The sequence below is a fragment of the Nonomuraea sp. NPDC049649 genome (assembly GCF_040675175.1).
GTDB lineage: Bacteria > Actinomycetota > Actinomycetes > Streptosporangiales > Streptosporangiaceae > Nonomuraea.
Genome location: NZ_JBFAOH010000005.1, coordinates 243,896 through 265,160, shown reverse-complemented (window position 1 = coordinate 265,160; position 21,265 = coordinate 243,896). Strand labels below are relative to the sequence as shown.

The window sequence follows — 21,265 nt, the reverse complement described above, 5'->3', positions numbered from 1 at the left end:
CGTAGCGTCGGAGGATGACCATGCCGGATCTCGAACACGCTCTGGACGCGCTCGCCGGGCGGGTCTCGTCCCTGCGCGAGACGAGAGCGGCCTACCCCTCCGATCTCGCGCCCACCCTCGACGCGGCCCTGGCGGAGCTCGACACCGCGGTGGAGCTGCTGGCCGAGGCGCGCGAGCAGCTCAGCAGGGGGTCCAGGAGGCAGTCCGGCAAGAAGGACGGCTCCCAGCGCGAGCTGAAGCTGCTGCGGCAGGTGTTCCGGGCGTTCCCGGTGCCGGTCATCGTGCTCGACGGCGGCGGCATGGTCAGGCGGATCAACCCGGAGACCTCGCGGCTGCTGGGCAGCCCGGACGGCTACCTGGTGGGCCGGTCGTTCCCGCTGCTGGTCGACGTGTCGAGGCGGGCGGCGTTCCGGTCGCATCTGACGGCGGTGCTGAGCACCGGCCAGCCGGCGGCGTTCGAGACCAGGCTGGCCCATCAAGGCCGGGCTCACCTCGTACAGCTGGCCATGGCGCGGCTCACCATGCCGGGCGAGCCGCAGCAGATGGTCGCGGTGGTGGCGCTGCCGACCGAGGTGCAGCTGCCGCAGCCGGACGGCGAGCGGCCGGAGGAGACCGACGGCACGGCGCTGCTGGCGGCGGCCAGGCGGCAGGACCTGCTGTCCAGGATGGCCGCGCTGCTGCTGGACGAGGAGGCGCTGCGCCAGCCGGTGGCGCTGCCGCGCGCCTGCCGGCTGCTGGCGGCCGAGTGGGCCGACTGGGTGGTGGCCGACGTGGTGCGTGAGGGGCTGCCGCGCCGCTCGGTCGTGCTGGGGCCGAAGAACCTGCCGGTCGGCGAGGTGATCCGGCAGGTGGAGGCGAGCGACCCGGCCGGGGCGCAGGTGGTCGCGCAGGTGCTGGAGCGCGGCTCGGGCGTGGTGTTCGAGATGGTCGACGACGAGTCGCTGCTCGGGTTCTGCGCCGACGGCCCGGTGCTGACGGCGATGGGCGCGGGCTCGCTGCTCAGCGTGCCGATCGGCGAGGGCGACGGGGTGCTGACGCTGGTGCGTACGCACGACCGCCGGCCGTTCGCGCTGGCCGATCTGAGCGTCATGCAGGAGGTGGGGCTGCAGCTCGGGATGGCGATCCGGGCGCAGCACAGCTTCCAGAGCCGGTCGCGGGCGGCCGACGCGCTGACGGCGAGCGTGGTCCCGCGCAGCCTGCCCAACGTGCCCGGCTACGAGGCGGCGGCCGTCTACCACCCCGGCTCGTCGGTGGGGGCGGAGTTCTACGACGTGTTCCCGCTCCCCGACGGCTGGGGGTTCGCGCTGGGCGGCGCGGCCGGCAAGGGCGAGGAGGCCGCCTCGGTGAGTGCGATGGTCCGCGGCGGGCTGCGGGTGCTGAGCGTCTGGGAGCGCGACCCCGACTCGGTGGTGCGCAAGGTGAACGAGGCGCTGGTGGAGCAGAGCACCGGCCTGTTCGTGATGGCGGTGGCCGGGTTCGTGAAGGGCCGCAGGATCCGCGTGTCGTCGGCGGGTCACCATCCGGCCGCGCTGGTGCAGCCCGACGGGTCGGTGCGGTTCACGGCGGGCGGCGGGGTGCCGCTGGGCATCGCGGCCGAGGCGGAGACCAGCACCGAGGAGATCACGCTCCGCGTGGGCGAGACGATGGTGCTCTACTCCGAGGGGCTCATCTCGTCGCGGAACGAGACGGGCGAGCCGTACGGGGAGGAACGGCTGGCCGACGTGCTGACCCGGTGCGCCGGTCAGTCGCCGTCGGCCGTGGTCAAGGCCATCGAGGACGACCGGAACGCCTTCTCGGGCGGCCAGGTGTGGGACGAGATCGTGGTCCTCGCCCTCCGCGGTGTCTGATAAGCATGGGTTTGCGAATGCCGGGAATCTGGGTATTGTCCCCCTTAGACACAGACGTGCCTAAGACGCAGGCACACCTTGAAAGCTTTTTCCACGCTGGGGTGTGCCATGAATATCGCGATCGTCGCTTCAGGATCCGCTAACAAGCGTCACCACATTCTTTCCATGGCCCGCGAGCTCGGGCGCGATCACCACGTCACCGTCTACGCGCGGCGCACCAATGCCGAGGGCAAGCCCAAGACGCGGGTGGCCCCCGGTGTCACGGTGGAGCACATCGACGTGGGACCGGCAGTTGACCTCACCCCGGCCGACGTGGCCCCGTACCTGAACGACTTCGGCGAGTACCTGACCAAGCGGTGGCGGCAGGACCGCCCCGACGTGATCCACGCGCACTCCTGGACCGGCGGCCTGGCCGCCGTCGCGGGCGCGAAGGACCTGGACGTTCCGGTGGCGCACACCTTCCACACCGTGGACCCCGCGCGCGTGAACCTGGAACGGGCACTCGGCCGCCGCGCCAGGGCCGTCATCGCCGGCTCCGGAGACGAGGAGTCGGCGCTGATCCGGATCGGCGTGCCGCGCAACCATATCGCCGTGGTGCCGTACGGGGTGGACACCGAGCGCTTCCATCGCCAGGGTGTGACCGCCTCGCGCGGCACCACCAAACGGCTCGTGCACGTGGGCCCGCTCAGCCCGGAGCGCGGCGCGCTCACCATCGTGCGGGCCCTGCAAGGACTGCCCGACGTGGAGCTCGTGCTGGCCGGCGGCCCCACCCCCGAGGAGCTCGACGACGACCTGGACGCGCGGCGGCTGCGCGAGCTGGCCGAGCAGCTCGGCGTGGCCTCCCGGGTGACGCTGCTCGGGCAGGTCAAGCGGGCCGCGGTGCCCAAGCTGATGCGCAGCGCCGACGCGGTCGTGACCGTGCCGCGCGAGGCGCCCACCGGGATCGTGGCGCTGGAGGCGATGGCCTGCGGCGTGCCGGTGATCGCCTCGTCCGTCGGCGCCCACCTCGACTCCGTCATCGACGGCGTCACCGGCCTGCTGGTGCCGCCGGACCGGCCCTCGCGGACCGCCCGGCTCGCCCGCGAGCTGCTGACCGACCCGACGCTGCGCACCGCGCTCGGCTACGCCGCCGCCGACCGGGCCCGTTCCCGCTACTCCTGGGAGCGCGTCAGCCAGGAGCTGGTCCGGGTGTACGAGGCCGCCTGCGCCTAGCACCACCACGCGGACGGGCCCGCCACCGATCCGGTGGCGGGCCCGTCCGCGGCTCCGATCCCGGGGGCTTCCAGTAGAGCCGCTCCTACGGGGGCGCGGTAGGTCGAGCAGGGGATCAGCGGAGGCGGGCCGCTTTGAGTCCGAGGTGGAGGGTGAGGCGGTCGTCGCCGTCGGAGAGGTCGCGGCCGGTGAGGCGCCCGGCCTTGCCGAGCCGGTAGTAGAGGGTCTGGCGGTGGATGCCGAGCGCGGCGGCCGTCTTCTGGGCGTGGCCGCCGAGGTCCAGGTAGACCTCGACGGTCTGGGCCAGCTCCGGGTCCAGGCCCGCCACCGCCTCGGCCAGCTCGCGCAGGTCGCCGCCACCGAGCCTGGCCAGCAGCCGGTGCGCGCCCAGCTCCTCCCAGCGGGCTACCGGTCCGTAGCGGGGGAAGTTCTCCGCCACGCGCAGCGCCTGACGGGCCTCCCGCCAGCTCAGCCAGGCGTCCGCCGGGTCGGCCCGGGTGCCGCCGATGCCCGCCGCCGTCCCGTACGCCTGCTGGACGACCCCGGCGACCTCGTCGGCCAGGTGGGCGGGGGCGAGCAGGGCGACCGGCGAGCCCGTGCGGGCGAGCACCCCGCGCGGCAGCGTCCACAGGGCGGCGGCGCGCTCCGGCGACTCGCGCACCGCGACGGCGGTGACGGGGCCGGGGACCTCGGGCGCGGCGGCGTCCCGCTCCTCCGGGTCGGGTGACAGCAGCGCGTCGAGGAGGCGGCCGAGGTCCTGGCGGCTCCTGGCCTCCTGGGCGAGCGCGGCGGCGGCCCTGCTCACCAGCGCGGCGACGCGGCGCAGCCGGGCGTCGGTGAGGCTGCCGGAGTCGAGCAGCCACAGGTAGCCGTAGGTGACGTCGGTGTGGCGGAGCGGCCAGCAGATCCTGGCCAGCACCTTGAGCCGTTCGTCGGCCGGGATCCGGACGGGACCGCGGGCCCGCGCGATGCCGTAGCGCTCGAAGTAGTCGCGCACCTCCCCCGTGGCGCGCCGGCGCAGGATGGACTCCTGGCGGACGGTGTCGATGTCGCCGTGCTGCGCCCCGTACGCGAGCAGGCGGAACGAGCGGTCCTCCAGCGTCACCGAAGCGCCGAGCAGGCCCGCGATCTCGTCGACGATCTCCTGCAGATCAGCGGTGTTGTGCATCTGTATGACAGGGTGCCACAACCGGCGTTACTCACGTCCATAGACCGGTGCTGACCTGCGGTTTTACGCTGAAAACATGTTGGGTCATGTGCTGCTCGCCGCATCGCGGAGCCGGTGGGTGCGCCGGTCCGTGTCGGGTTTCCCGCTGACGCGCAAGGTCGTCGACAGGTTCGTCGCGGGAGAGAGCGCGGCCGACGCCCGCGAGGCGATCCTCCGGCTGCGCGGCGCCGGCCTGTCCGTGACCGTGGACCATCTCGGCGAGGAGACCCGCGACGCGGCCGACGCGGCCGTCATCGCCAAGGCGTACCTCACGCTCCTGGAGGAGCTGCGCCCGCTGGAGCTGGGCCCGGCCGCCGAGGTGTCGGTCAAGCTGTCGGCCGTCGGGCAGGCGCTCGACGAGGATCTGGCGCTGGAGCACGCGCGGGCCATCTGCGCCGCCGCCGCGGCGGGCGGCTCCACGGTCACGCTCGACATGGAGGACCACACCACGGTCGACTCCACGCTGCGGATCCTGCGCGAGCTGCGCCGCGACCACCCGTCCACCGGCGTGGCCATCCAGGCCTACCTGTTCCGCAGCGAGGACGACTGCCGCGCCCTGGCCCACGAGGGGTCGCGGGTGCGGCTGGTCAAGGGCGCCTACCGGGAGCCGGCCTCGGTCGCCCACCAGGGCAAGGCCGCCGTGGACAAGGCGTACGTGCGATGCCTGCGGATCCTCATGGCGGGGCAGGGGTACCCCATGGTGGCGACTCACGACGACCGGCTGATCTCGATCACGGAGCTGCTCGCCGGCCGCTACGGCCGCGCCCGTGGTGACTACGAGTACCAGATGCTGTACGGGATCCGCGCGGACCGGCAGGAGGCCCTGGCCGGAGCCGGTCACACGGTCCGCGTCTACGTGCCCTACGGCGACGACTGGTACGGCTACTTCATGCGCCGGCTCGCCGAGCGCCCCGCGAACGTCGCCTTCTTCCTTCGTGCTCTTGGAGGCAAGTGAAATGGATGCCATCAGCAACGTGCCGGTCCCGGTCAACGAGCGGGTCCTCGGGTACGCGCCCGGCAGCGCCGAACGGTCGGCGCTGGAGGCGAAGATCAAGGAGTTGTCCGGCGCCTCGCTCGACCTGACCATGACCATCGGGGGCGAGCAGCGGCTCGCCGGCGGTGCGCCCATCGACGTGGTGCAGCCGCACAACAGGAGCGCCCTGCTCGGCCGTACCCGTGAGGCGGGCGCGCAGGACGTGCGGGCCGCGATCGACGCGGCGCTGGCCGCCGCGCCGGCCTGGCGGGCGCTGCCGTTCGACGAGCGGGCGGCGATCTTCCTCAAGGCGGCCGACCTGCTGTCCGGGCCGTGGCGGCAGACGCTGAACGCCGCCACCATCCTCGGCCAGTCCAAGTCCGTCCAGCAGGCGGAGATCGACGCGGCCTGCGAGCTGATCGACTTCCTGCGGTTCAACGTGTCCTACGCCCGGAAGATCCACGCCGACCAGCCGATCTCGTCGCCCGGGGTGTGGAACCGGATGGAGTACCGCCCGCTTGAGGGCTTCGTGCTGGCGATCACGCCGTTCAACTTCACCGCCATCGCGGGCAACCTGCCGACCTCGGCCGCGCTGATGGGCAACGTGGTGGTGTGGAAGCCGTCGCCGTCGCAGCAGTTCGCCGCGCACTTCACGATGCGGCTGCTGGAGGCGGCCGGGCTGCCGCCGGGCGTGATCAACCTGGTGACCGGCTACGGCGAGGCCGTCTCCGAGGTGGCGCTCACCCACCCCGACCTGGCCGGGATCCACTTCACCGGCTCGACCGCGACCTTCCAGCACCTGTGGCGCACGGTCGGCGAGAACATCGCCTCCTACCGCGGCTACCCGCGCCTGGTCGGCGAGACCGGCGGCAAGGACTTCGTGCTGGCCCACCCGTCGGCCGACCCGGCGGTGCTGACGACGGCGCTGATCAGGGGCGCGTTCGAGTACCAGGGGCAGAAGTGCTCGGCGGCGTCGCGGGCGTACGTGCCGCGCTCGCTCTGGAACGGGATGCGCGACGACTTCGTGGCCCTGGCCGAGTCGCTGACCGTGGGCGACGTGGCCTCGGACCTGTCGGCGTTCATGGGCGCGGTGATCGACGACCGGGCCTTCGCCAAGCACAAGGCCGCGATCGACCGGGCGCGCGCGTCCGCGCACATCGACGTCCTCACGGGCTCGTACGACGACTCGACCGGATATTTCGTGAAGCCGACCATCCTGGAGTCGGCGGACCCGACGGACGAGATCTTCGTCAAGGAGTACTTCGGGCCGATCCTGGGCGTGCACGTCTACGACGACGCCGACTTCGACACGGTCCTGGCCCAGATGGAGGGCATCGCGCCGTACGCGCTCACCGGCGCCGTCATCGCGCAGGACCGGTACGCGATCGCGGCGGCGTCGGAGAAGCTCCGCTTCGCGGCGGGCAACTTCTACATCAACGACAAGCCGACTGGGGCGGTCGTGGGCCAGCAGCCGTTCGGCGGCGCCCGCGCGTCGGGCACCAACGACAAGGCGGGCTCGCTGTACAACCTGGTCCGCTGGGTCAGCGCCCGCGCCATCAAGGAGACCTTCACCCCGCCGACCGACCACCGCTACCCGCACATGGGCTGACGGCCCGGGTCCTTCCCGCGCCCCAGGCATCCCGGGGGCGCGGGGTTCGGAGAAGTTCGTCCAGGGGAACTCGCGCCCCCGGCCTCCTGTAGGGGCCGGGGGCGCGGGGTTCAAAGGAGTTTGTCCAGGGTGATGGGGAGGTCGCGGACGCGTTTGCCGGTGGCGTGGTGGACGGCGTTGGCGAGCGCGGCGGCGGCGCCGGTGATGCCGACCTCGCCCAGCCCCATCAGGCCCAGCGGCATGGTCGGGTCGGGCTCGTTCAGGTAGCAGACGTCGATCGGCGGGATGTCGGCGTGCACCGGGAGGTGGTACTCCGACAGGCTCGGGTTCATGATCCGCCCGGTGCGGGGGTCGACGAGCGTCTGCTCGCTCAGCGCCATGCCGATCCCCATGACGATGCCGCCGCGGAGCTGGCTGCCCGCGGTCTTCGGGTTGATCACGGTGCCGACGTCGAAGGCGCCGACCCAGCGGGAGACGCGCACCTCACCGGTGTCCCTGTCGACCCGTACCTCGCAGAAGTGCGCCCCGAGCGCGGCCTTGACCCAGCGCCGCCGGTCGCGCAGGAACCTGGCCATGAACCGGACCTGCCCGGCCGCCGCGCCCAGCCCGCTGTCTGACCCGACGGCGACCTCGACGGAGGGCCGCCCGGCCCGGCTGAGGATGCCGGTGTACGTCTCCCCCTGCCGGTCGGCCCGGTAGAGCCCGCCGTCGCGGGCTTCGAGCCGGTCGAGGCGCTGCCCCCGCAGCGGCGACTCCCCCGACCGCCCGGCCAGGGCGAGCAGGGACTTCTTCAGCTTCTCCGCCGCGGTCAGCAGGGCGGCGGCCACGCTCGCGGTCTGGGTGGCCCCGCCGGCCATCGGGGCGACGGGCAGCGCCGAGTCTCCGTACTCCACCCGTACGGACGAGAGCGGCACGCCGAGCGCGTCGGCGGCGATCTGCGCCGTCGCGGTCGCCCCGCCCATCCCCATCTCCTGGAAGCCGCAGCGCACCACCACGGTGCCGTCGACCGACAGCCGCAGGGTGAGGTGGGCGTCGAGCTGGAGGGGCGGGTGGTAGGCGGAGGCGACGCCCATGCCGACGAGCCAGCGGCCGTCCCGCATCGACCCCGGCTGCGGCGTCCGCTCCGACCAGCCGAACCGTTCCGCGCCGAGCGCGTACGCCTCGCGGAGCAGGCGGCGCGCGAACCGTTTGCCGTCGATGGGGTTGCGGGCGGGCTCGTTGCGCATCCGCAGCTCGATCGGGTCGATGCCGAGCTCACAGGCCAGCTCGTCGACGGCCGACTCCAGAGCGAAGGTGCCGATCGCCTCGCCGGGGGCGCGCATGAACGTGTTGGACAGCAGGTCGAGCTCGACGATGTTCTGCTGGAGCCGGATGTTGGCGGCGTCGTACAGGTGCCCGGAGACCGCGGTGACGGGTTCGGGCCGGCCGCCGACCCGGGCCACCCGGGAGACGCTGGTGTGGATCAGGGCGGTCATCCTGCCGTCCGGGCCGGCGCCGAGCGCGACCCGCTGCGCCGACGGGGTGCGCCCGCCGACCGTGTGATAGACGCCTTCGCGGGTCAGCGCGAGCCGGACCGGCCGGCCGGTCGCCCGGGCGGCCATCACGGCGAGGATGGTGCCGGGCCAGAGCAGGCCCTTGCCGCCGAAGCCGCCGCCCACGTACGGCGCGATCACCCGGACGCCCGCCACGGGCACGCCGAACCGCAGCGCGAGGTGCCTGCGCACCCAGTCGATGCTCTGCGTGGTGTCGTGGACGGTCAGCCGGTCGCCGTCCCAGGCCGCCGTGGTGGCGTGCGGCTCGATCGCGTTGTGGTGGTACGGCGGGGTGGTGTAACGCAGGTCCACCGAGACGGGCGCCGCCGCCAGTGCGGCCTCCGGGTCTCCCTTCTTGGCGGCGGCCTGGGAGAGCAGGTCGCCCTTGAGCGGCCGGGCGTTCTCCTCCTCGGCCGCGAAGTCGAGCGTGGCGGGCAGCGAGTCGTAGGTGACCCGGACGAGGAGCGCGGCGCGGCGCGCGGCCTGCGGGGTCTCGGCGACGACGACCGCGACCGGCTGCCCGTTCCAGTGCACCTCGTCGGTGTTGAGGTAGCTGACCGACGTGCCGGAGACCATGCTGCTCAGGTTGAGCGGGTTCGGCGACGGCGGCGGCTTCAACACGGGCGCGTTCTCGTGGGTGAGCACGGTGAGCACGCCCTCGACGGCGGAGGCGGCGGCCGTGTCGATGGCGGTGATCCGGCCGCGGGCGACGGTCGCGTGCACCAGCGCGGCGTGGGCGAGGTCGGGGTAGGGGTACTCGGCCGAGAACCGGGCCTCTCCGGTGGTCTTGGCCGTGCCGTCCACCCGGTCGACCGGCCTGCCGACACTGCGCTCCGACGTCGTGCTCCTGGGCGGGATCACAGTGTGGGTAGAAATCTGTGTCATACCCCGCTCCCTTCCAGCTCGCGCAGCGTCGCGACGATCGCGCGCCGGGCCAGTTCGACCTTGAAGCCGTTCTCCGGTGTCCCGGCCGCGGCGCTGAGCTCGGCGTCCGCCGCGCGCTCGTAGGACTTCTCTCCGGCGGGCGCGCCGAGCAGGACCCGCTCGGCCTCGCGGGCCCGCCACGGCTTGGCGGCGACCCCGCCGAGCGCCAGCCGGGCCTCGGCGATCACGCCGTCCTGTACGTCCAGCGCGGCGGCGACGGACACCAGGGCGAAGGCGTAGGAGGCGCGGTCCCGGACCTTGCGGTAGCGCGAGCGCGCCGCGAGCGGCAGGGCGGGCAGCTCGACCGCCGTGATCAGCTCGTCGGCGGCCAGCTCGGTCTCCAGGTGCGGGGTGCCGCCCGGCAGCCGGTGGAAGTCGGCCAGCGGGATGCGGCGCACCCCGCGCACGCTCTCCGCCTCGACGGCGGCGTCGAGCGCGGCCAGCGCGACGCTCATGTCGGACGGGTTCGTCGCGATGCACGACTCGCTCGCGCCCAGGACGGCCGAGTTGCGGTGGAACCCGCCGATCGCGTCGCATCCGCTGCCCGGCTCGCGCTTGTTGCAGGCGGCGGCCAGGTCGTAGAAGTAGGCGCAGCGGGTGCGCTGCATCAGGTTGCCGCCCACCGTGGCCATGTTCCGCAGCTGCGCCGACGCGCCGCTGAGCAGCGCCTGGGAGAGCATCGGGTAGCGGGTCCTGATCAGCGGGTGGGCCGCGAGGTGGCTGTTGCGGGTCAGCGCGCCGATGCGGACGCCGCCGCCGGGCAGTTCCTCGACGCCGGTCAGCGGCAGGCCGCTGATGTCGACGACGGTGTCCGGCCGCTCGATGTCCTCGCGCATCAGGTCGACGAGGTTGGTGCCGCCGCCGATGAACTTGGCGCCGGTGCCCGTCCCGATGGCGCTGAGGGCCGAGGGGACGTCGGTCGCTCGTACGTACGAGAAGGTCCTCATGACGCCGTCCCCGAGGCGACCTCGCGGATGGCGTCCACGATGCCGTTGTAGGCGCCGCAGCGGCAGAGGTTGCCGCTCATCCGCTCCCGGATCTCGGCGTCGATGAGCTCGCCGGGGTGCTGTCCGGTGACCGCGCTGGGCATGCCGGCGGCGTGCTCGGCCAGCATGCCGGTGGCGGAGCAGATCTGGCCGGAGGTGCAGTAGCCGCACTGGAAGCCGTCGTGGCGGACGAACGCCCGCGGCAGCTCGCCGGTGATCCCCTCGATCGTGGTGATCTCGCGGCCGGCGTACTGCACGGCCAGGGTCAGGCAGGAGTTGATCCGCTCGCCGTCGGCGAGCACCGTGCACGCCCCGCAGGCGCCCTGGTCGCAGCCCTTCTTCGTGCCGGTCAGGCCGAGGTGCTCGCGCAGCGCGTCGAGCAGGCTGACCTGCGGCGGGAGCCGGAGCGTCACGGCCTCGCCGTTGACCCGCAGCTCGAACTCGACGGTGTTCGCCTGTTCCCCCGTCACCGGGCCGGGTCCTTCGTCTGGTCGCTGAGCATGTGGTCCTCCGATGGGTGCGCGGGCGGCGGTCCCTGCCGCCGCTGCTGGTCGACGAGGGCCCGCGCGGTGCGGGCCGCCCGGTCCTCGGTCACGGACAGGGGTTCGCGGTGGCCGCCGAGGCTGCCGTGCTGCAGGAAGAGCGCCAGGCCGTGGGCGGCGGAGGCGACCCGTACGAGCAGGTCGAAGGCGGCCTCCTCGCCGGCGGCGCGGCTCGCGACCGGCAGCAGGACCCCGATGAGCTCGTGGGCGGCGGCGGCCAGCTCGGGGTGGCGGGTCTTGTCCAGGCCCGCGTTGAAGGCGATCTCGAACAGCGCCCGCTCCTCGCCGGCGAAGCGCACGTACGCGGCGGCGACCGCGGCCAGCTGCTCGCGGGGGTCCTCGCTCGCCGCGAGGGCCGCTGCGCAGCGGCGGCGCTGCTCCGCGAAGCTCCGGGCGGCCAGCGAGGCGAGCAGCGCGTCGCGGTCGGCGAAGTGCTTGTACGGAGCGGCGACGCTCACCCCGGCCCGGCGGCAGGCCCCGGCCAGCGTGAAGCCGTGCGGGCCGCCCTCGGCGACCAGCGCGAGGGCGGCTTCCTCCAGGGCGTCGCGGAGACGCCCGTGGTGCTGCCCGGTGGTCCGGCGCCTGATGATCACTCGGCCGAGGTTAACAACATTCACCTGTGAAGAACCTGAGGATCGTCAGTCAGACGCCTGGCATGGTCGAAATGAGGAACCTGAGGATCGCCGGTCAGGCGACCCTGGCGTGGTCGAAGCGGGTGGCCGCGTCGCAGACCGCCGCCACGAGCGTTTCGTCGGCGGCGAGCTCCGGGTCGAGCGCGTCCAGGGCGCGGTGCACGCCGTCGGGCAGCGGCCCGGCCGCGAGCGCGGTCAGCTCGGCCGCGCGCGGGTCGCTGACCGGGGCGCCGTGGCCGCGCAGGTGGCTGACCCAGGCGGCCAGGATGACCGCCGCCCCCTCCGGCACCCGGCCCGCCGCGCGCTCGGCCCGTACCACGGGGAAGACCCGCTCCGGCAGCTTGCGCGAGCCGTCCGCGGCGATGTGGGCGAGCCGGTGGCGGATGCGCGGGTTGTCGAACCGTTCCAGCAGCGCCTGGCAGTAGGTCTGGAGGCCGGCGGCGGCCTCGCCGAGGTGCGGCCCGGTCTCCGCCCACCACTGCGACAGCCAGCCGCGGCAGGAGTCGTCGCCGATGGCCTCCGACAGGGTGGTGTGCTCGCGGATGGAGCCCGCGTAGGCGAGCAGCGAGCAGGAGCCGTTGACCAGCCACTGCTTGCGGTGCTCGTACGGGGTGACGTCCTCGGTCAGCAGCGCCCCGGCGTCCTCCCAGCGCGGCCGGCCCGCCGGGAACCGGCCGCCGATCACCCACTCGGCGTGCGGCTCGGCCACGACCGGGACGCGGTCGTCGCGCCCGGTGGCCTCGGCGACGGCGCGCAGGTCGGACGGGCCGGTGCGCGGGGTGACCCGGTCGGCGACGGTGGGTGCCACGGACACGTTCTCGTCCAGCCAGCCGGTCATCTCGTGGTTCACCTGGTCGGCCAGCTCGTACATCAGGCGTGAGACGGCGGCGCCGTTGCCGGTCGAGTGGTGGCAGGCCACCAGCGTGATCGGGCCGGCGTCGGCGCGGCGGCGGGCCATGAGCCCGGCGATCAGCCGGCCGCAGGCGGTGCGGACCGGCGCGGACGGGTCGCCGCGCAGGGCGGCGACGTCCTCCCGCAGGTCCGGGTGGTCGCGGGCGCCCGGCTCGGTGAGGGTGACGGCGGCCACCTCGGGCATGCGGAAGCGGCGCAGCAGGGCGTCGTGGTCGTCGCTGGGGAACACCTCCGACACGGTGGCGACGATCTCGAACCCGTCGCCGTGGGAGGACCTGGTGACGAGCGTGTAGAGGCCCTGCTGGGCGGCGAGCAGCTCCGGCAGGACGTGCCCGCCGAAGGCGGCGAAACCCCAGTCCTCCGCGTCGGGCGCGTGCTCGGTGTACCAGGCCTGGTGGGCGCGGAAGAAGTCACCGAGCCCCAGGTGGATCAGCCGGACGGGCGCCGCGGGACGCGCCGCGCCGGCGCGGCGGGACAGTTCGCTGCTCATGGTGCGACCTTTCGTGAATGCGGCTGGTTGCCGGGTCGGTCAGGCGGGCCGCCGGTCGAGCCGGTGCGCCGCCAGGGCGTGCAGGTCCACCTCGTCGAGGCTGGTGACGACGAGGTCGGCGTCCGCGTCGGCGAGCATCCGCGCGTCGTCGCCCCGGGCCACGCCGAGGCCCGCCATCCCGCCGGCCTTGGCGGCCTGGACGCCGCTGACGGCGTCCTCGACCACGAAGCAGTCCTCCGGCGGCACGTGCAGCTCGGCGGCGGCGGTGACGAAGATCTCCGGGTCGGGCTTGCCGTGCGCGAAGTCGCGCCCGGACAGGTCGGCGTCGAAGAGCTCGCCGAGCGTCTCGCCGGGCCGGATGAAGTCGTAGGACAGGCCCTGCTCGGCCGCGAACGTGTCGAGCCGGATCCTGCTCAGGAACAGGTTCGCGTTCTTCGACGAGGACGCCACCGCGGCCGGGATGCCGGCCGCGCGGACGGCCAGCGCGAACCGGAGCGCGTCGGGATAGGCGGTGAACTCCCCCGCCTCGATGAGCCGGATCACCAGCCGCTGCTTGTGCTCCGCGTACTTCTGGGCCCGGCGCTCGGCGTCCGGGACCCCGAAGTGCCGCAGGGCGGCCAGCGCGCCGCTCATCCGCGGCTTGCCGGACAGGACCCGCTGGTAGACCTCGGGCGTGAACCGGCCGTCCGACCAGGTGGTCCGGTCGCGGACATCGGCCCACTCCCCCTCCATCAGCTCGCGCAGCGCGGCCTTCCAGGCGCGCTGGTGCGGCGAGTCGACGAGCACGCCGTCGACGTCGAAGATCGCCCCCCGGAATCCCGTGCGGCTCCGTTTCCGGGCGGGGATGGCGAAGACGCAGGTGCCGCCGGGGCTGAGCTCGCGGATGTCGTCGCCCACCCCGGCGTGCAGCGGGCCGCGGAAGCCCTCCGCCTGGGCGGCCAGGATGAGCTTGCCGTCCTCGATGGTGAGCCGGAGCGTGGTGCCGCGGAAGCGCATGCAGAAGGAGAGGCCGTCGAGCCGGTCGGCCAGGCGGGGCGAGACCCGCAGCACGTCGCCGGTGATGCTGGTGCCGGCGTAGCAGCGCTGGAGCAGGTCGAGGGTCCCGGACATGACGCCCATGTGGATGCCCTCCTTGGTGGTGCCGCCCTGGACATCGCCGACGTCGCTCTCCAGCGCCACCAGGAAACGCTCCCACGAGCTGTCCGGGTCGATGCCCGCCAGCACCCCGGCGTAGGTGACGAAGCTGAGCGTCGAGCCGTGCGTGGTGCGCGCGTCGTAGTACGCGATCGTCCGCCTGACCAGGTCCTCGTCGCAGGCGTAGCCGAGCCGGCCGAACAGTTCGCCGAGCTCCCGCTCGTCGAAGAGGAAGAACGGCATGACCGCGTCGGCCTGCTTGGACACCTTGTACCGGTTCGGATCCTTGCCCTCGGCCCTGAGGATGCGGTCCATGCGCTGGATGTCGTGGTAGCGGGCGCGGTAGCCGGGCCAGTCGAGCTCCTCCAGGTCCTCGTAGCCCTCGAACTGGCTGATGACGCCGTCGTGGAAGGGCACGTACATGCGGCGGCTCATGTCCTCCCAGGTGGCCAGCTCCTCGTCGGTCACCTTGAGGTGGCGGCGGATCATCGCGGCGCGGCTGCTGGGCAGCAGGTCGAGGACCTTGGGGGCGGTGGCGGCGATCCAGGCGGCCATGAGGTTGGTGTAGGCGTTGTTGCGCAGGCCGGGCTCGCCGGTGCCGGGATACTGCTCGTGGAACTCGTCGGGGCCCATCACGCCGTGGATCTCGTACCGCCGGGTCTCGGGGTTGAGGTGGGCCGCCGACTCCCAGAAGCGGGCGATCTCCAGCATCAGCTCGGCCCCGTAGTCGCGCAGGAACTCCAGGTCGTCGGTGGCCTGGAAGTACCGCCACACGTTGTAGAAGATCGCCGCGTTGACGTGCCGCTGGTGGTGGCTGAGGTCCGGGTCCCAGCGGCCGGACAGCGGGTTGAGGTGCACCTGCTGGGTCTCCTCGGTGCCGTCGCTGCCGCTCTGCCAGGGGAACATGGCGCCCCGGTAGCCCGCCTCGGCCGCGGCGGCGCGGGCCTCGGTCAGCCGCCGGTGCCGGTAGAGCAGCAGGGACCGGGTGATCTCGGGCAGGCGCAGGTTGAGGTACGGATACACGTACATCTCGTCCCAGAAGACGTGCCCGCGGTACGCCTCGCCGTTGAGCCCGCGGGCGGGCACCCCCGCGTCGTGCCGGGCGGTGTGCCGGGAGCAGACCTGCAGCACGTGCGAGATGTGCAGGCGCAGCAGCAGCTGCGCGCGCGGCTCGCGGGGCAGGCGCACGTCGCAGCTGTCCCACAGCTCGGTCCAGGCCGACTCGTGCTGCTCCAGCGCGCCGGCGAAGTCCGGGTAGCGCAGCACGTGCCGGCCCGCGGCGGCCAGCGGCTCGGTGATGGCGTTGTCGTGCGAGGTGAACATCGCGACGAGCTTCTCCACCCGGCTGGGCCTGCCCTCCTCGACGTCGAAGGTGAGCACCTGCTGGATGTAGTCGGGCAGCTGGTACAGCTGCCGCCCGATCTCGACGGGCCGGTCGCCGTGGAAGGCGCGGGTGCGGGCCGCCTGCGCGATGGAGATGTCGGACTGCCGGGTCCGCACCTTGAGCGCGATCACCTCGGGGCCGAACGTCCGCGGCGACACGGGGTCGAGGTGGCGGCCCTCCAGCTCGCTGTAGCGGGCCACGATCCGGTTCGTCATGCGGCCGTCCAGCGCGGTGACGACCTCGACCCGGCCCGACCAGTTCTCCGGGGTCAGCGTCCACTCGATGGCGGCCTGGTGGCTGTGCGCCATGCTGACGAACCGGCGGCTGAGCAGGCTCGACACGCGGCCGGCGGCGTCGCGGAAGCGCAGGTACCGCTGGACCAGCGCGAGGCGGGCGTCGTAGTCGTGCCGGTAGGCGAGCACCTCCACGTTGCCGAACCGGACCGCCGGCTCCCCCTCGATGCGCAGCTTCAGCGGCAGCCAGTTCGGCAGGTTGACCAGGTCCTCGTTGAGCACCGGGTGGCCGTCGAAGATCGTGGTCTCACGGTTGTACCCGCCGTGGGTGTAGGTGCCCGGGTAGTGGGCCTCGCCGAAGTCCTCCCACTCGGCCGTGCCCCGGGTGCAGAAGTAGCCGTTCCCGGTGGAGGTGATCGCCTCGCGCAGCTGCTCGGCCGCTGGATCGAAGCGGTCGTACGTGAGTGTGAAACCGTCCATGGCGTCCCCCGCGCTGCCGGTCCGGAACCGGCTACCCCGGCAGCGGGCGGGCAACCCTCAGCAGGGGGAACGACCAGGGGAAACTCTAGGCCGCCCAGTCCTCCGACCGGCCCAGCCGCCAGTAGCCCATGAACGCCACCGCGCGCCGGTCCACGCCGCGCTCGGCGACCAGGTGCCGCCGGAGCGTCTTGATCACCGCGGCCTCGCCCGCCAGCCAGGCGTAGAGCGGGCCGGACGGCGCCTCCGGCACCTCCCACAGCGCTCCGGCGTCGACGTCCACGTCCTCGAAGTCGCCGGGCGCCTGCCGCGCGGGCAGCAGCCGGTCGGCCGCCTCCCGCACCGCCGGGACGAGGTGGGCGCCGTGCGGCGCGCCGTCCCGGGCCAGCCAGGTGACCTTGACCGCGCTGCGGGTCTCCACGGGCAGGAAGTCGCCCCGGGTGGCGACCTCCACCAGGACCTCGCCCTCGACGCCTGCGGGCAGGCACTCCAGGATCGAGCAGATGGCGGGGGCGGCGGTCTCGTCACCGGCGATCAGCACCGCGCCGGTGCCCTGCGGGGGCCGGAACTCCAGGCCGGAGGGCGGGCCCTCGTAGCGCCCGTCGGGGCCGATCACGACGAGCTCGTCCCCCACCTCGGCCTCGGTCGCCCAGCGCGACATGGGGCCGGTGTCGCCGTGCAGCACGATGTCCACGTCCAGCTCGCGCGCCCCGGGGCGGGCGCGGCGGACGGTGTAGGTGCGCATCGGGTTGCGGTCCTCGCCGGGCATCGCCCGCCACAGGCCGTACCAGTCGGAGCCCCGGGGCAGCCGGCTCAGGCCGTGGGAGGGCACCGGCAGGATGAGCTTGATCCGCTGGTCGTAGCCGTTGTCGGCGAAGTGCTCCAGGTCGTCGCCGGTGAACGTGACGCGCAGGAACGACGGGCTCAGCCGGTCCAGCCTGCCGACGCGGACGCCGAACATGCGGTAGGGCTCGATCACGGGGGGCTCTCCCTCCTCAAGAGTTAGTCAGGTTAGGCTAACCTGACTTCCCCTGAGGGGGAAGCCCGGGGTCACACCTCCGGAGGGTCCGGGAATGCCTCCGGGCCGGCCAGGCCGGTGCTCTCCAGCAGCCGCTGATGGTTCAGCACCGCCTCGTTGCAGGCCTCCGCGAACTTGCGCACCAGCGTGTTCTGGGTGCTGCCGCGCACCTGGCCGATGAAGGCGAAGATCTGCCCGTGCGCCAGCCGCAGCCACTTCACGTAGGTGACGTCGTAGTCGCGGCCCGACCTGCCGGAGATGTCGGCCATCCACTTCTGCTGGTCCTCGGTCGGCCGCACGGGCAGCCGCACGTCCAGCTTCCCGGCGAGGTCGCGGGCCTGGTTGTCGAGGTCGTGGTGCTGCTCGGAGATCTCCCGGCTGATCTCCCGTACGCGCGCGCTGTTGCCCCGCTGGATCGCCTCCTGGGCGATCGTCATCTCCCAGAGCGTGGCGAGACGGACCTTCTTGATCAGATCCCGGTCGGCCGCGGAGAGCGGGCCCCACTTGGTCTGCCGGGTCTCCCCGTTGTCGCCGGTCTCCGCCTGCCCGGTGGGCTGCGCCTCCTCCTGGTCGTCGCCGTCCCCGGTCAGGCTCGTCGCGGGGGGCGCCATCAGCTCTTCCGGAATGTCCGTCGGCTCCGCCTCGGCCACCCGGGCCGTGTCGGGGGCCTGCGGCACGGTGGGGACCGTACAGGCCGTGATGGCGGCGACGGTGGCGAGACAGGCGGCGGCGAGAGCGAGACCGCGGTGTCCCTGACGAGATCGCACGGGCCGTCATCCCCTTCCGGTTCCTCGTACTGGTCACCCCGAGGTACGCGGCGGAGCCCGCGCGAGTTCACCCGTCTTCGCCCTGCCCCCGCACCCCCAACGGCAGGACGTCGAAGTGGACCACCACACGCCCGGAGGCCGCGTCGGGGGCACACCCGTCGGACAGGGCGCGGTAGCGCTCCAGCACCTCCAGGACCTCGTCCCGCGCTGCCTGACCAGGTCGTCCAGTAGGACCTCCAGCGCCTCGGCCGACTCCCGGTCCTTCTCGCCGTACGAGAAGCCGCCGGGCACCACCCGCCAGTACTTCTCCTTGCCCCGGCCCATCCCCTGCGCGACCTCGATCATCCGGTGCTTGGCCAGCTCACGCAGGTGGTAGCTGGTGGCGCCGGTGTTCTCCCCCACCAGGGCGGCGAGCTGGGTGGCGGTGGCCGGGCCGCGCTCCTCCAGCAGCTCGTACAGCCTCGGCCGGAGGGGGTGCGCGGCCTCGCCGACGGCGTGCTGAAGGTCGGCGCGCCCCTACTGGCGGTCTCGTTCACCCGCGCCCCCGCCCTGGTGGCGCTCACCGGGGCCGCGGCGACACTGCCGTGGGCTGCTGCTCGCCGTCGTGCTGCTCGCCTGCGTGGCCGAGGTGCCCGCCGACACCGCGGCCCAATCGGTGCTGCCGACGGTGGTGGCCGGCGAGGACCTCACGCGGGCCAACGGGCGGGTGGTCGGCGCCCAGGTGCTCGGCAACGACTTCGCCGGGGCGCCGCTGGCGGGCGTGCTGGTCACGGTCCTGCCCGCCGCCGTGCTGGGCGCGCCGGGGATCTTGTACGGGGTCGCCGGGGTGCTTCTGCTGGCATGCGCGGCCGGTTCCAGGCCAGGCGGGAGGCGCCGCGGCCGATGGCCGGGGAGATCGCCGAGTCGCTGCGTTACCTGTGGTCGCACCGTTTCCTGCGGACGCTGGCCCTGTCGGCCGGGCTGATCAACATGGGTAGTGCCGCGTACTTCGCCGTGCTGGTGCTCTGGGTGGTGGGCGACGGCTCGCGGATGGGGCTGGCGCCGAGCGGCTACGGCCTCATGCTGCCCGCGCCCTGGCTCCTGTACGTGACCGCGGTCGCTTGGGGAGTGGCCGGATCGGCGTCGAACGTCCTCGTGATCAGCACCCGGCAGCGGATCATCCCCGGCGGGCTGCTGGGCCGGGTCAACGCCGCCTACCGGCTGCTCGGAATGGGTGGCATGCCGGTGGGCGCGGCGCTCGGCGGGCTGGCCGGAGAGGTGGCCGGGCTGCCCGCGGTCTTCCTCGGGGCGACGGCCGTCCAGGTGGTCGCGGTCGCCTGGGTGGGAAGGCTCGTGTTTTCTATTTCCACGCCGGTGACCAGCGGCGTTACCATTCCCGACATAACCGGATCACGTTAGGCACCCACAAGAGTGCGCTGAGATGACATGATTACCCCTGTCAATGAGGGGATGGTATGCGGGAGATCGGCGGACGGTACCTCCTGAACGAGGAGGCCGGTCGTGGGGGCATGGGCGTCGTCTGGCGCGCGTTCGATCGGCTGCTCCACCGGGAGGTGGCGCTCAAAGAGCTGACGCTCACCGGCGAGGCCGAGATGGTGCGCCGGCGTGTGCTGCGCGAGGCCAGGATGGCGGCCCGGCTGACACACCCGAACATCGTCACGGTCCACGACCTCATCGAGGAGGGCGGCAAGCTCTGGATCGTGATGGAGTACCTCGACGGGCTCTCCATGCACCAGTTGCTCTCCCAGGTGGGCACGCTCCCCGCGCAGTCGGTGGCCGCGATCGGCCGTCACCTGCTGGCCGCGCTGCGCACCGCCCACCAGGCGGGAGTCCTCCACCGCGACGTGAAACCGGCCAACGTGATGCTGACCGGCGACCGGGTCGTGCTGACCGACTTCGGCATCGCGACCGCTGAGGGCGACATCCGCAAGACCACCACCTCCCGGCGGCTGCGCGGCACGCCCGCGTTCATGGCCCCCGAGCGGCTCTACGGCGGCCCGGCGACAAAAGAGGCCGACATGTGGTCCTTCGGCGCCACGCTCTACAGCGCCATCGAGGGCCAGCCGCCCTACCCGGGCCAGGACGCCGCGACCGTGCTCGGCATGGCCCGCAGCGGCCCCTTCCCGCCGCCCCGCCGCGCCGGAGTGCTGCGCCCGCTGATCGAGGGCCTGCTCCACCACGACCCGGCCCGCCGCTACTCCTTGTCGCAGACGGAAATGGTCCTGGCAGGCATGCGCGCCAGCGCCTACCAGACAGCCATCTGACCGCGCTCCAGCTCACGAGCGGCGGCTGTCGACGGCTTTCCGGCGGGCGGTGCTGATGCCCGCCGGGGCGAGGCTGATTCCGGCGGACGAGATCGCGACGGCTCCCTCGCGGGCTGATCACCAGACGGGTGGTCCCCCGTCGGCGACTCCCGGAGGACGGATGCGGCGCGCAGGCTTCCTGCGGGACCGATACCTCGCGGGCAGATCCGGGCAGTGCAGCGCTAACCGGGCCGATCCCCGGAGGGTGGAGCCGGAGCGCAGAATGCCCGCCGGGTTGATCCCAGCGGGCAAGTCGTGGGGCGGGTGCTAGGCGCCGGCTGCTTCTTCGCGGGTGCCGCCCTCGGCGGCTTTCTTGGCGGCGCGGGCCTCGGCTTCGGCGGCGTCGAGGGCCGCCGCCTCTTCGGGGGTGGGGGCGGTGCCGCCGAGGTGGGCGGGCTGCCACCAGACGCCCTCGGGGATCTCCGGGTAGTCGCGCTGGGCGCGGTCGACCAGGTCGGTGAGGCGGGTGCGGAGGGTGGCGGTGTGCTCGTTGACGTCCTCGCCGCGCTTGGGGTACATGGGCTCGCCGACCAGGATGGTGATCGGGACGTGGCGCTGGAAGATGCGGCGCTCCCTGCCCTTGGTCCAGAGCCGCTGGGTGCCCCAGAGCGCGACCGGGATCACCGGCACCTTGGTGGCCTGCGCCATGCGGATCGCGCCGCTCTTGATGTCCTTGACGGTGAACGACCGGCTGATGGTGGCCTCGGCGAACACGCCGACCACTTCGCCCGCCTTCAGCATGCGCAGCGCGGTCGCGTACGAGCTGGCGCCGGCGCCGCGGTCGACCGGGATGTGTTTCATGCCGCGCATCAGCGGCCCGGAGATCCGGTGCTCGAACACGTCCTGCTTGGCCATGAACCGCACCAGCCGCTTGGCGGGCAGCGCGGCGTAGCCCGCGAAGATGAAGTCGAGGTAGCTGATGTGGTTGCTCACCAGGACGGCGCCGCCCGTCGACGGCACGTGTTCGGTGCCCTCCAGGTGAAAGCGGTAGTCAAGCACGCGAAACAACGTCCGCGCGGCTGCGATCACCGGCGGGTACACGATCTCGGCCATGTGCAGACGGTAGCCTACTCCCCCCGGTGC

General features: G+C 73.0%; 17 protein-coding genes and 1 pseudogene. 7 read left to right on the top strand and 11 right to left on the bottom strand.

Annotation, left to right across the window (positions count from 1 at the left end; translation table 11 throughout):
- Window positions 1-14: 14 nt before the first annotated feature.
- Together AB0J42_RS10070 and AB0J42_RS10065 are read left to right on the top strand one after the other, a co-directional pair.
- Window positions 15-1,847 carry a SpoIIE family protein phosphatase gene (locus AB0J42_RS10070; RefSeq protein WP_364290964.1) on the top strand — a complete coding sequence of 611 codons (1,833 nt, stop codon included), beginning with the start codon at window positions 15-17 and terminating at the stop codon, window positions 1,845-1,847.
- Between the two features lie 108 nt (window positions 1,848-1,955).
- Window positions 1,956-3,059, top strand: coding sequence for a glycosyltransferase (locus tag AB0J42_RS10065; RefSeq protein WP_364290962.1), 1,104 nt, complete (start codon window positions 1,956-1,958; stop codon window positions 3,057-3,059).
- A gap of 115 nt (window positions 3,060-3,174) precedes the next feature.
- On the opposite strand, the gene AB0J42_RS10060 is transcribed toward AB0J42_RS10065, so the two are convergent.
- The gene (locus AB0J42_RS10060; RefSeq protein ID WP_364290960.1) at window positions 3,175-4,227 is read right to left on the bottom strand and encodes a helix-turn-helix domain-containing protein; all 1,053 of its coding nucleotides are present in this window, start codon (window positions 4,225-4,227) and stop codon (window positions 3,175-3,177) included.
- 76 nt (window positions 4,228-4,303) lie between these two features.
- Here AB0J42_RS10060 and AB0J42_RS10055 point away from each other — a divergent pair, with 76 nt between their 5' ends.
- Window positions 4,304-5,221 (top strand): proline dehydrogenase family protein, encoded by a 918-nt coding sequence (locus AB0J42_RS10055; protein ID WP_364290958.1) that lies wholly within the window; start codon window positions 4,304-4,306, stop codon window positions 5,219-5,221.
- Window position 5,222: 1 nt separating this feature from the next.
- Window positions 5,223-6,848 carry an L-glutamate gamma-semialdehyde dehydrogenase gene (gene pruA, locus AB0J42_RS10050; RefSeq protein WP_364290956.1) on the top strand — a complete coding sequence of 542 codons (1,626 nt, stop codon included), beginning with the start codon at window positions 5,223-5,225 and terminating at the stop codon, window positions 6,846-6,848.
- Between the two features lie 110 nt (window positions 6,849-6,958).
- On the opposite strand, the gene AB0J42_RS10045 is transcribed toward pruA, so the two are convergent.
- The 9 genes and pseudogenes from AB0J42_RS10045 to AB0J42_RS10005 all read right to left on the bottom strand — a co-directional run.
- The gene (locus AB0J42_RS10045; protein WP_364290954.1) at window positions 6,959-9,265 is read right to left on the bottom strand and encodes a xanthine dehydrogenase family protein molybdopterin-binding subunit; all 2,307 of its coding nucleotides are present in this window, start codon (window positions 9,263-9,265) and stop codon (window positions 6,959-6,961) included.
- Complete coding sequence (locus AB0J42_RS10040) at window positions 9,262-10,251, bottom strand: xanthine dehydrogenase family protein subunit M (RefSeq protein WP_364290952.1); 990 nt, start codon at window positions 10,249-10,251, stop codon at window positions 9,262-9,264. The genes AB0J42_RS10045 and AB0J42_RS10040 overlap by 4 nt, the downstream gene beginning before the upstream one ends.
- Window positions 10,248-10,760, bottom strand: a complete 513-nt coding sequence (locus AB0J42_RS10035) for a 2Fe-2S iron-sulfur cluster-binding protein (protein WP_364290950.1) — start codon at window positions 10,758-10,760, stop codon at window positions 10,248-10,250. The genes AB0J42_RS10040 and AB0J42_RS10035 overlap by 4 nt, the downstream gene beginning before the upstream one ends.
- Entirely contained in the window at window positions 10,757-11,425 is a 669-nt protein-coding gene (locus tag AB0J42_RS10030; RefSeq protein WP_364290948.1) for a TetR/AcrR family transcriptional regulator, read from the bottom strand. Before AB0J42_RS10030 ends, AB0J42_RS10035 begins: the two co-directional genes overlap by 4 nt.
- Before the next feature lie 94 nt (window positions 11,426-11,519).
- Complete coding sequence (locus AB0J42_RS10025; RefSeq protein WP_364290946.1) at window positions 11,520-12,866, bottom strand: mannitol dehydrogenase family protein; 1,347 nt, start codon at window positions 12,864-12,866, stop codon at window positions 11,520-11,522.
- A gap of 39 nt (window positions 12,867-12,905) precedes the next feature.
- Window positions 12,906-16,097, bottom strand: coding sequence for an HAD-IA family hydrolase (locus tag AB0J42_RS10020; protein WP_364290944.1), 3,192 nt, complete (start codon window positions 16,095-16,097; stop codon window positions 12,906-12,908).
- 85 nt (window positions 16,098-16,182) lie between these two features.
- The gene (locus AB0J42_RS10015) at window positions 16,183-17,073 is read right to left on the bottom strand and encodes a siderophore-interacting protein (protein WP_364290942.1); all 891 of its coding nucleotides are present in this window, start codon (window positions 17,071-17,073) and stop codon (window positions 16,183-16,185) included.
- 71 nt (window positions 17,074-17,144) lie between these two features.
- On the bottom strand, window positions 17,145-17,879 hold the full coding sequence (locus AB0J42_RS10010) for a DUF4142 domain-containing protein (RefSeq protein WP_364290940.1): 735 nt from the start codon (window positions 17,877-17,879) through the stop codon (window positions 17,145-17,147).
- A 33-nt stretch (window positions 17,880-17,912) separates the two neighbouring features.
- Window positions 17,913-18,347, bottom strand: a pseudogene (locus tag AB0J42_RS10005) (winged helix-turn-helix domain-containing protein); the annotation flags it as partial.
- Between the two features lie 136 nt (window positions 18,348-18,483).
- Here AB0J42_RS10005 and AB0J42_RS10000 point away from each other — a divergent pair.
- Genes AB0J42_RS10000 through AB0J42_RS09990 form a run of 3 tightly spaced genes read left to right on the top strand, consistent with a single transcriptional unit; the run spans window position 18,484 to window position 20,143 of the window.
- Complete coding sequence (locus AB0J42_RS10000) at window positions 18,484-18,843, top strand: hypothetical protein (RefSeq protein WP_364290938.1); 360 nt, start codon at window positions 18,484-18,486, stop codon at window positions 18,841-18,843.
- Window positions 18,762-19,277 carry a hypothetical protein gene (locus AB0J42_RS09995; protein ID WP_364290936.1) on the top strand — a complete coding sequence of 172 codons (516 nt, stop codon included), beginning with the start codon at window positions 18,762-18,764 and terminating at the stop codon, window positions 19,275-19,277. Before AB0J42_RS10000 ends, AB0J42_RS09995 begins: the two co-directional genes overlap by 82 nt.
- Window positions 19,278-19,333: 56 nt before the next feature.
- Window positions 19,334-20,143 carry a serine/threonine-protein kinase gene (locus AB0J42_RS09990; protein ID WP_364290934.1) on the top strand — a complete coding sequence of 270 codons (810 nt, stop codon included), beginning with the start codon at window positions 19,334-19,336 and terminating at the stop codon, window positions 20,141-20,143.
- A 306-nt stretch (window positions 20,144-20,449) separates the two neighbouring features.
- On the opposite strand, the gene AB0J42_RS09985 is transcribed toward AB0J42_RS09990, so the two are convergent.
- A complete protein-coding gene (locus AB0J42_RS09985) occupies window positions 20,450-21,235 on the bottom strand; it encodes a lysophospholipid acyltransferase family protein (RefSeq protein WP_364290932.1) in 786 nt (261 codons plus the stop codon).
- Window positions 21,236-21,265 lie beyond the last annotated feature (30 nt).

Coding starts and splice junctions, on each gene's coding strand:
- AB0J42_RS10070 (WP_364290964.1), top strand. CDS start 15: ATGACCATGCCGGATCTCGAACACGCTCTGGACGCGCTCGCCGGGCGG.
- AB0J42_RS10065 (WP_364290962.1), top strand. CDS start 1,956: ATGAATATCGCGATCGTCGCTTCAGGATCCGCTAACAAGCGTCACCAC.
- AB0J42_RS10060 (WP_364290960.1), bottom strand. CDS start 4,227: ATGCACAACACCGCTGATCTGCAGGAGATCGTCGACGAGATCGCGGGC.
- AB0J42_RS10055 (WP_364290958.1), top strand. CDS start 4,304: ATGTTGGGTCATGTGCTGCTCGCCGCATCGCGGAGCCGGTGGGTGCGC.
- pruA (WP_364290956.1), top strand. CDS start 5,223: ATGGATGCCATCAGCAACGTGCCGGTCCCGGTCAACGAGCGGGTCCTC.
- AB0J42_RS10045 (WP_364290954.1), bottom strand. CDS start 9,265: ATGACACAGATTTCTACCCACACTGTGATCCCGCCCAGGAGCACGACG.
- AB0J42_RS10040 (WP_364290952.1), bottom strand. CDS start 10,251: ATGAGGACCTTCTCGTACGTACGAGCGACCGACGTCCCCTCGGCCCTC.
- AB0J42_RS10025 (WP_364290946.1), bottom strand. CDS start 12,866: ATGAGCAGCGAACTGTCCCGCCGCGCCGGCGCGGCGCGTCCCGCGGCG.
- AB0J42_RS10020 (WP_364290944.1), bottom strand. CDS start 16,097: ATGGACGGTTTCACACTCACGTACGACCGCTTCGATCCAGCGGCCGAG.
- AB0J42_RS09995 (WP_364290936.1), top strand. CDS start 18,762: ATGGCCGGGGAGATCGCCGAGTCGCTGCGTTACCTGTGGTCGCACCGT.
- AB0J42_RS09990 (WP_364290934.1), top strand. CDS start 19,334: ATGCGGGAGATCGGCGGACGGTACCTCCTGAACGAGGAGGCCGGTCGT.
- AB0J42_RS09985 (WP_364290932.1), bottom strand. CDS start 21,235: ATGGCCGAGATCGTGTACCCGCCGGTGATCGCAGCCGCGCGGACGTTG.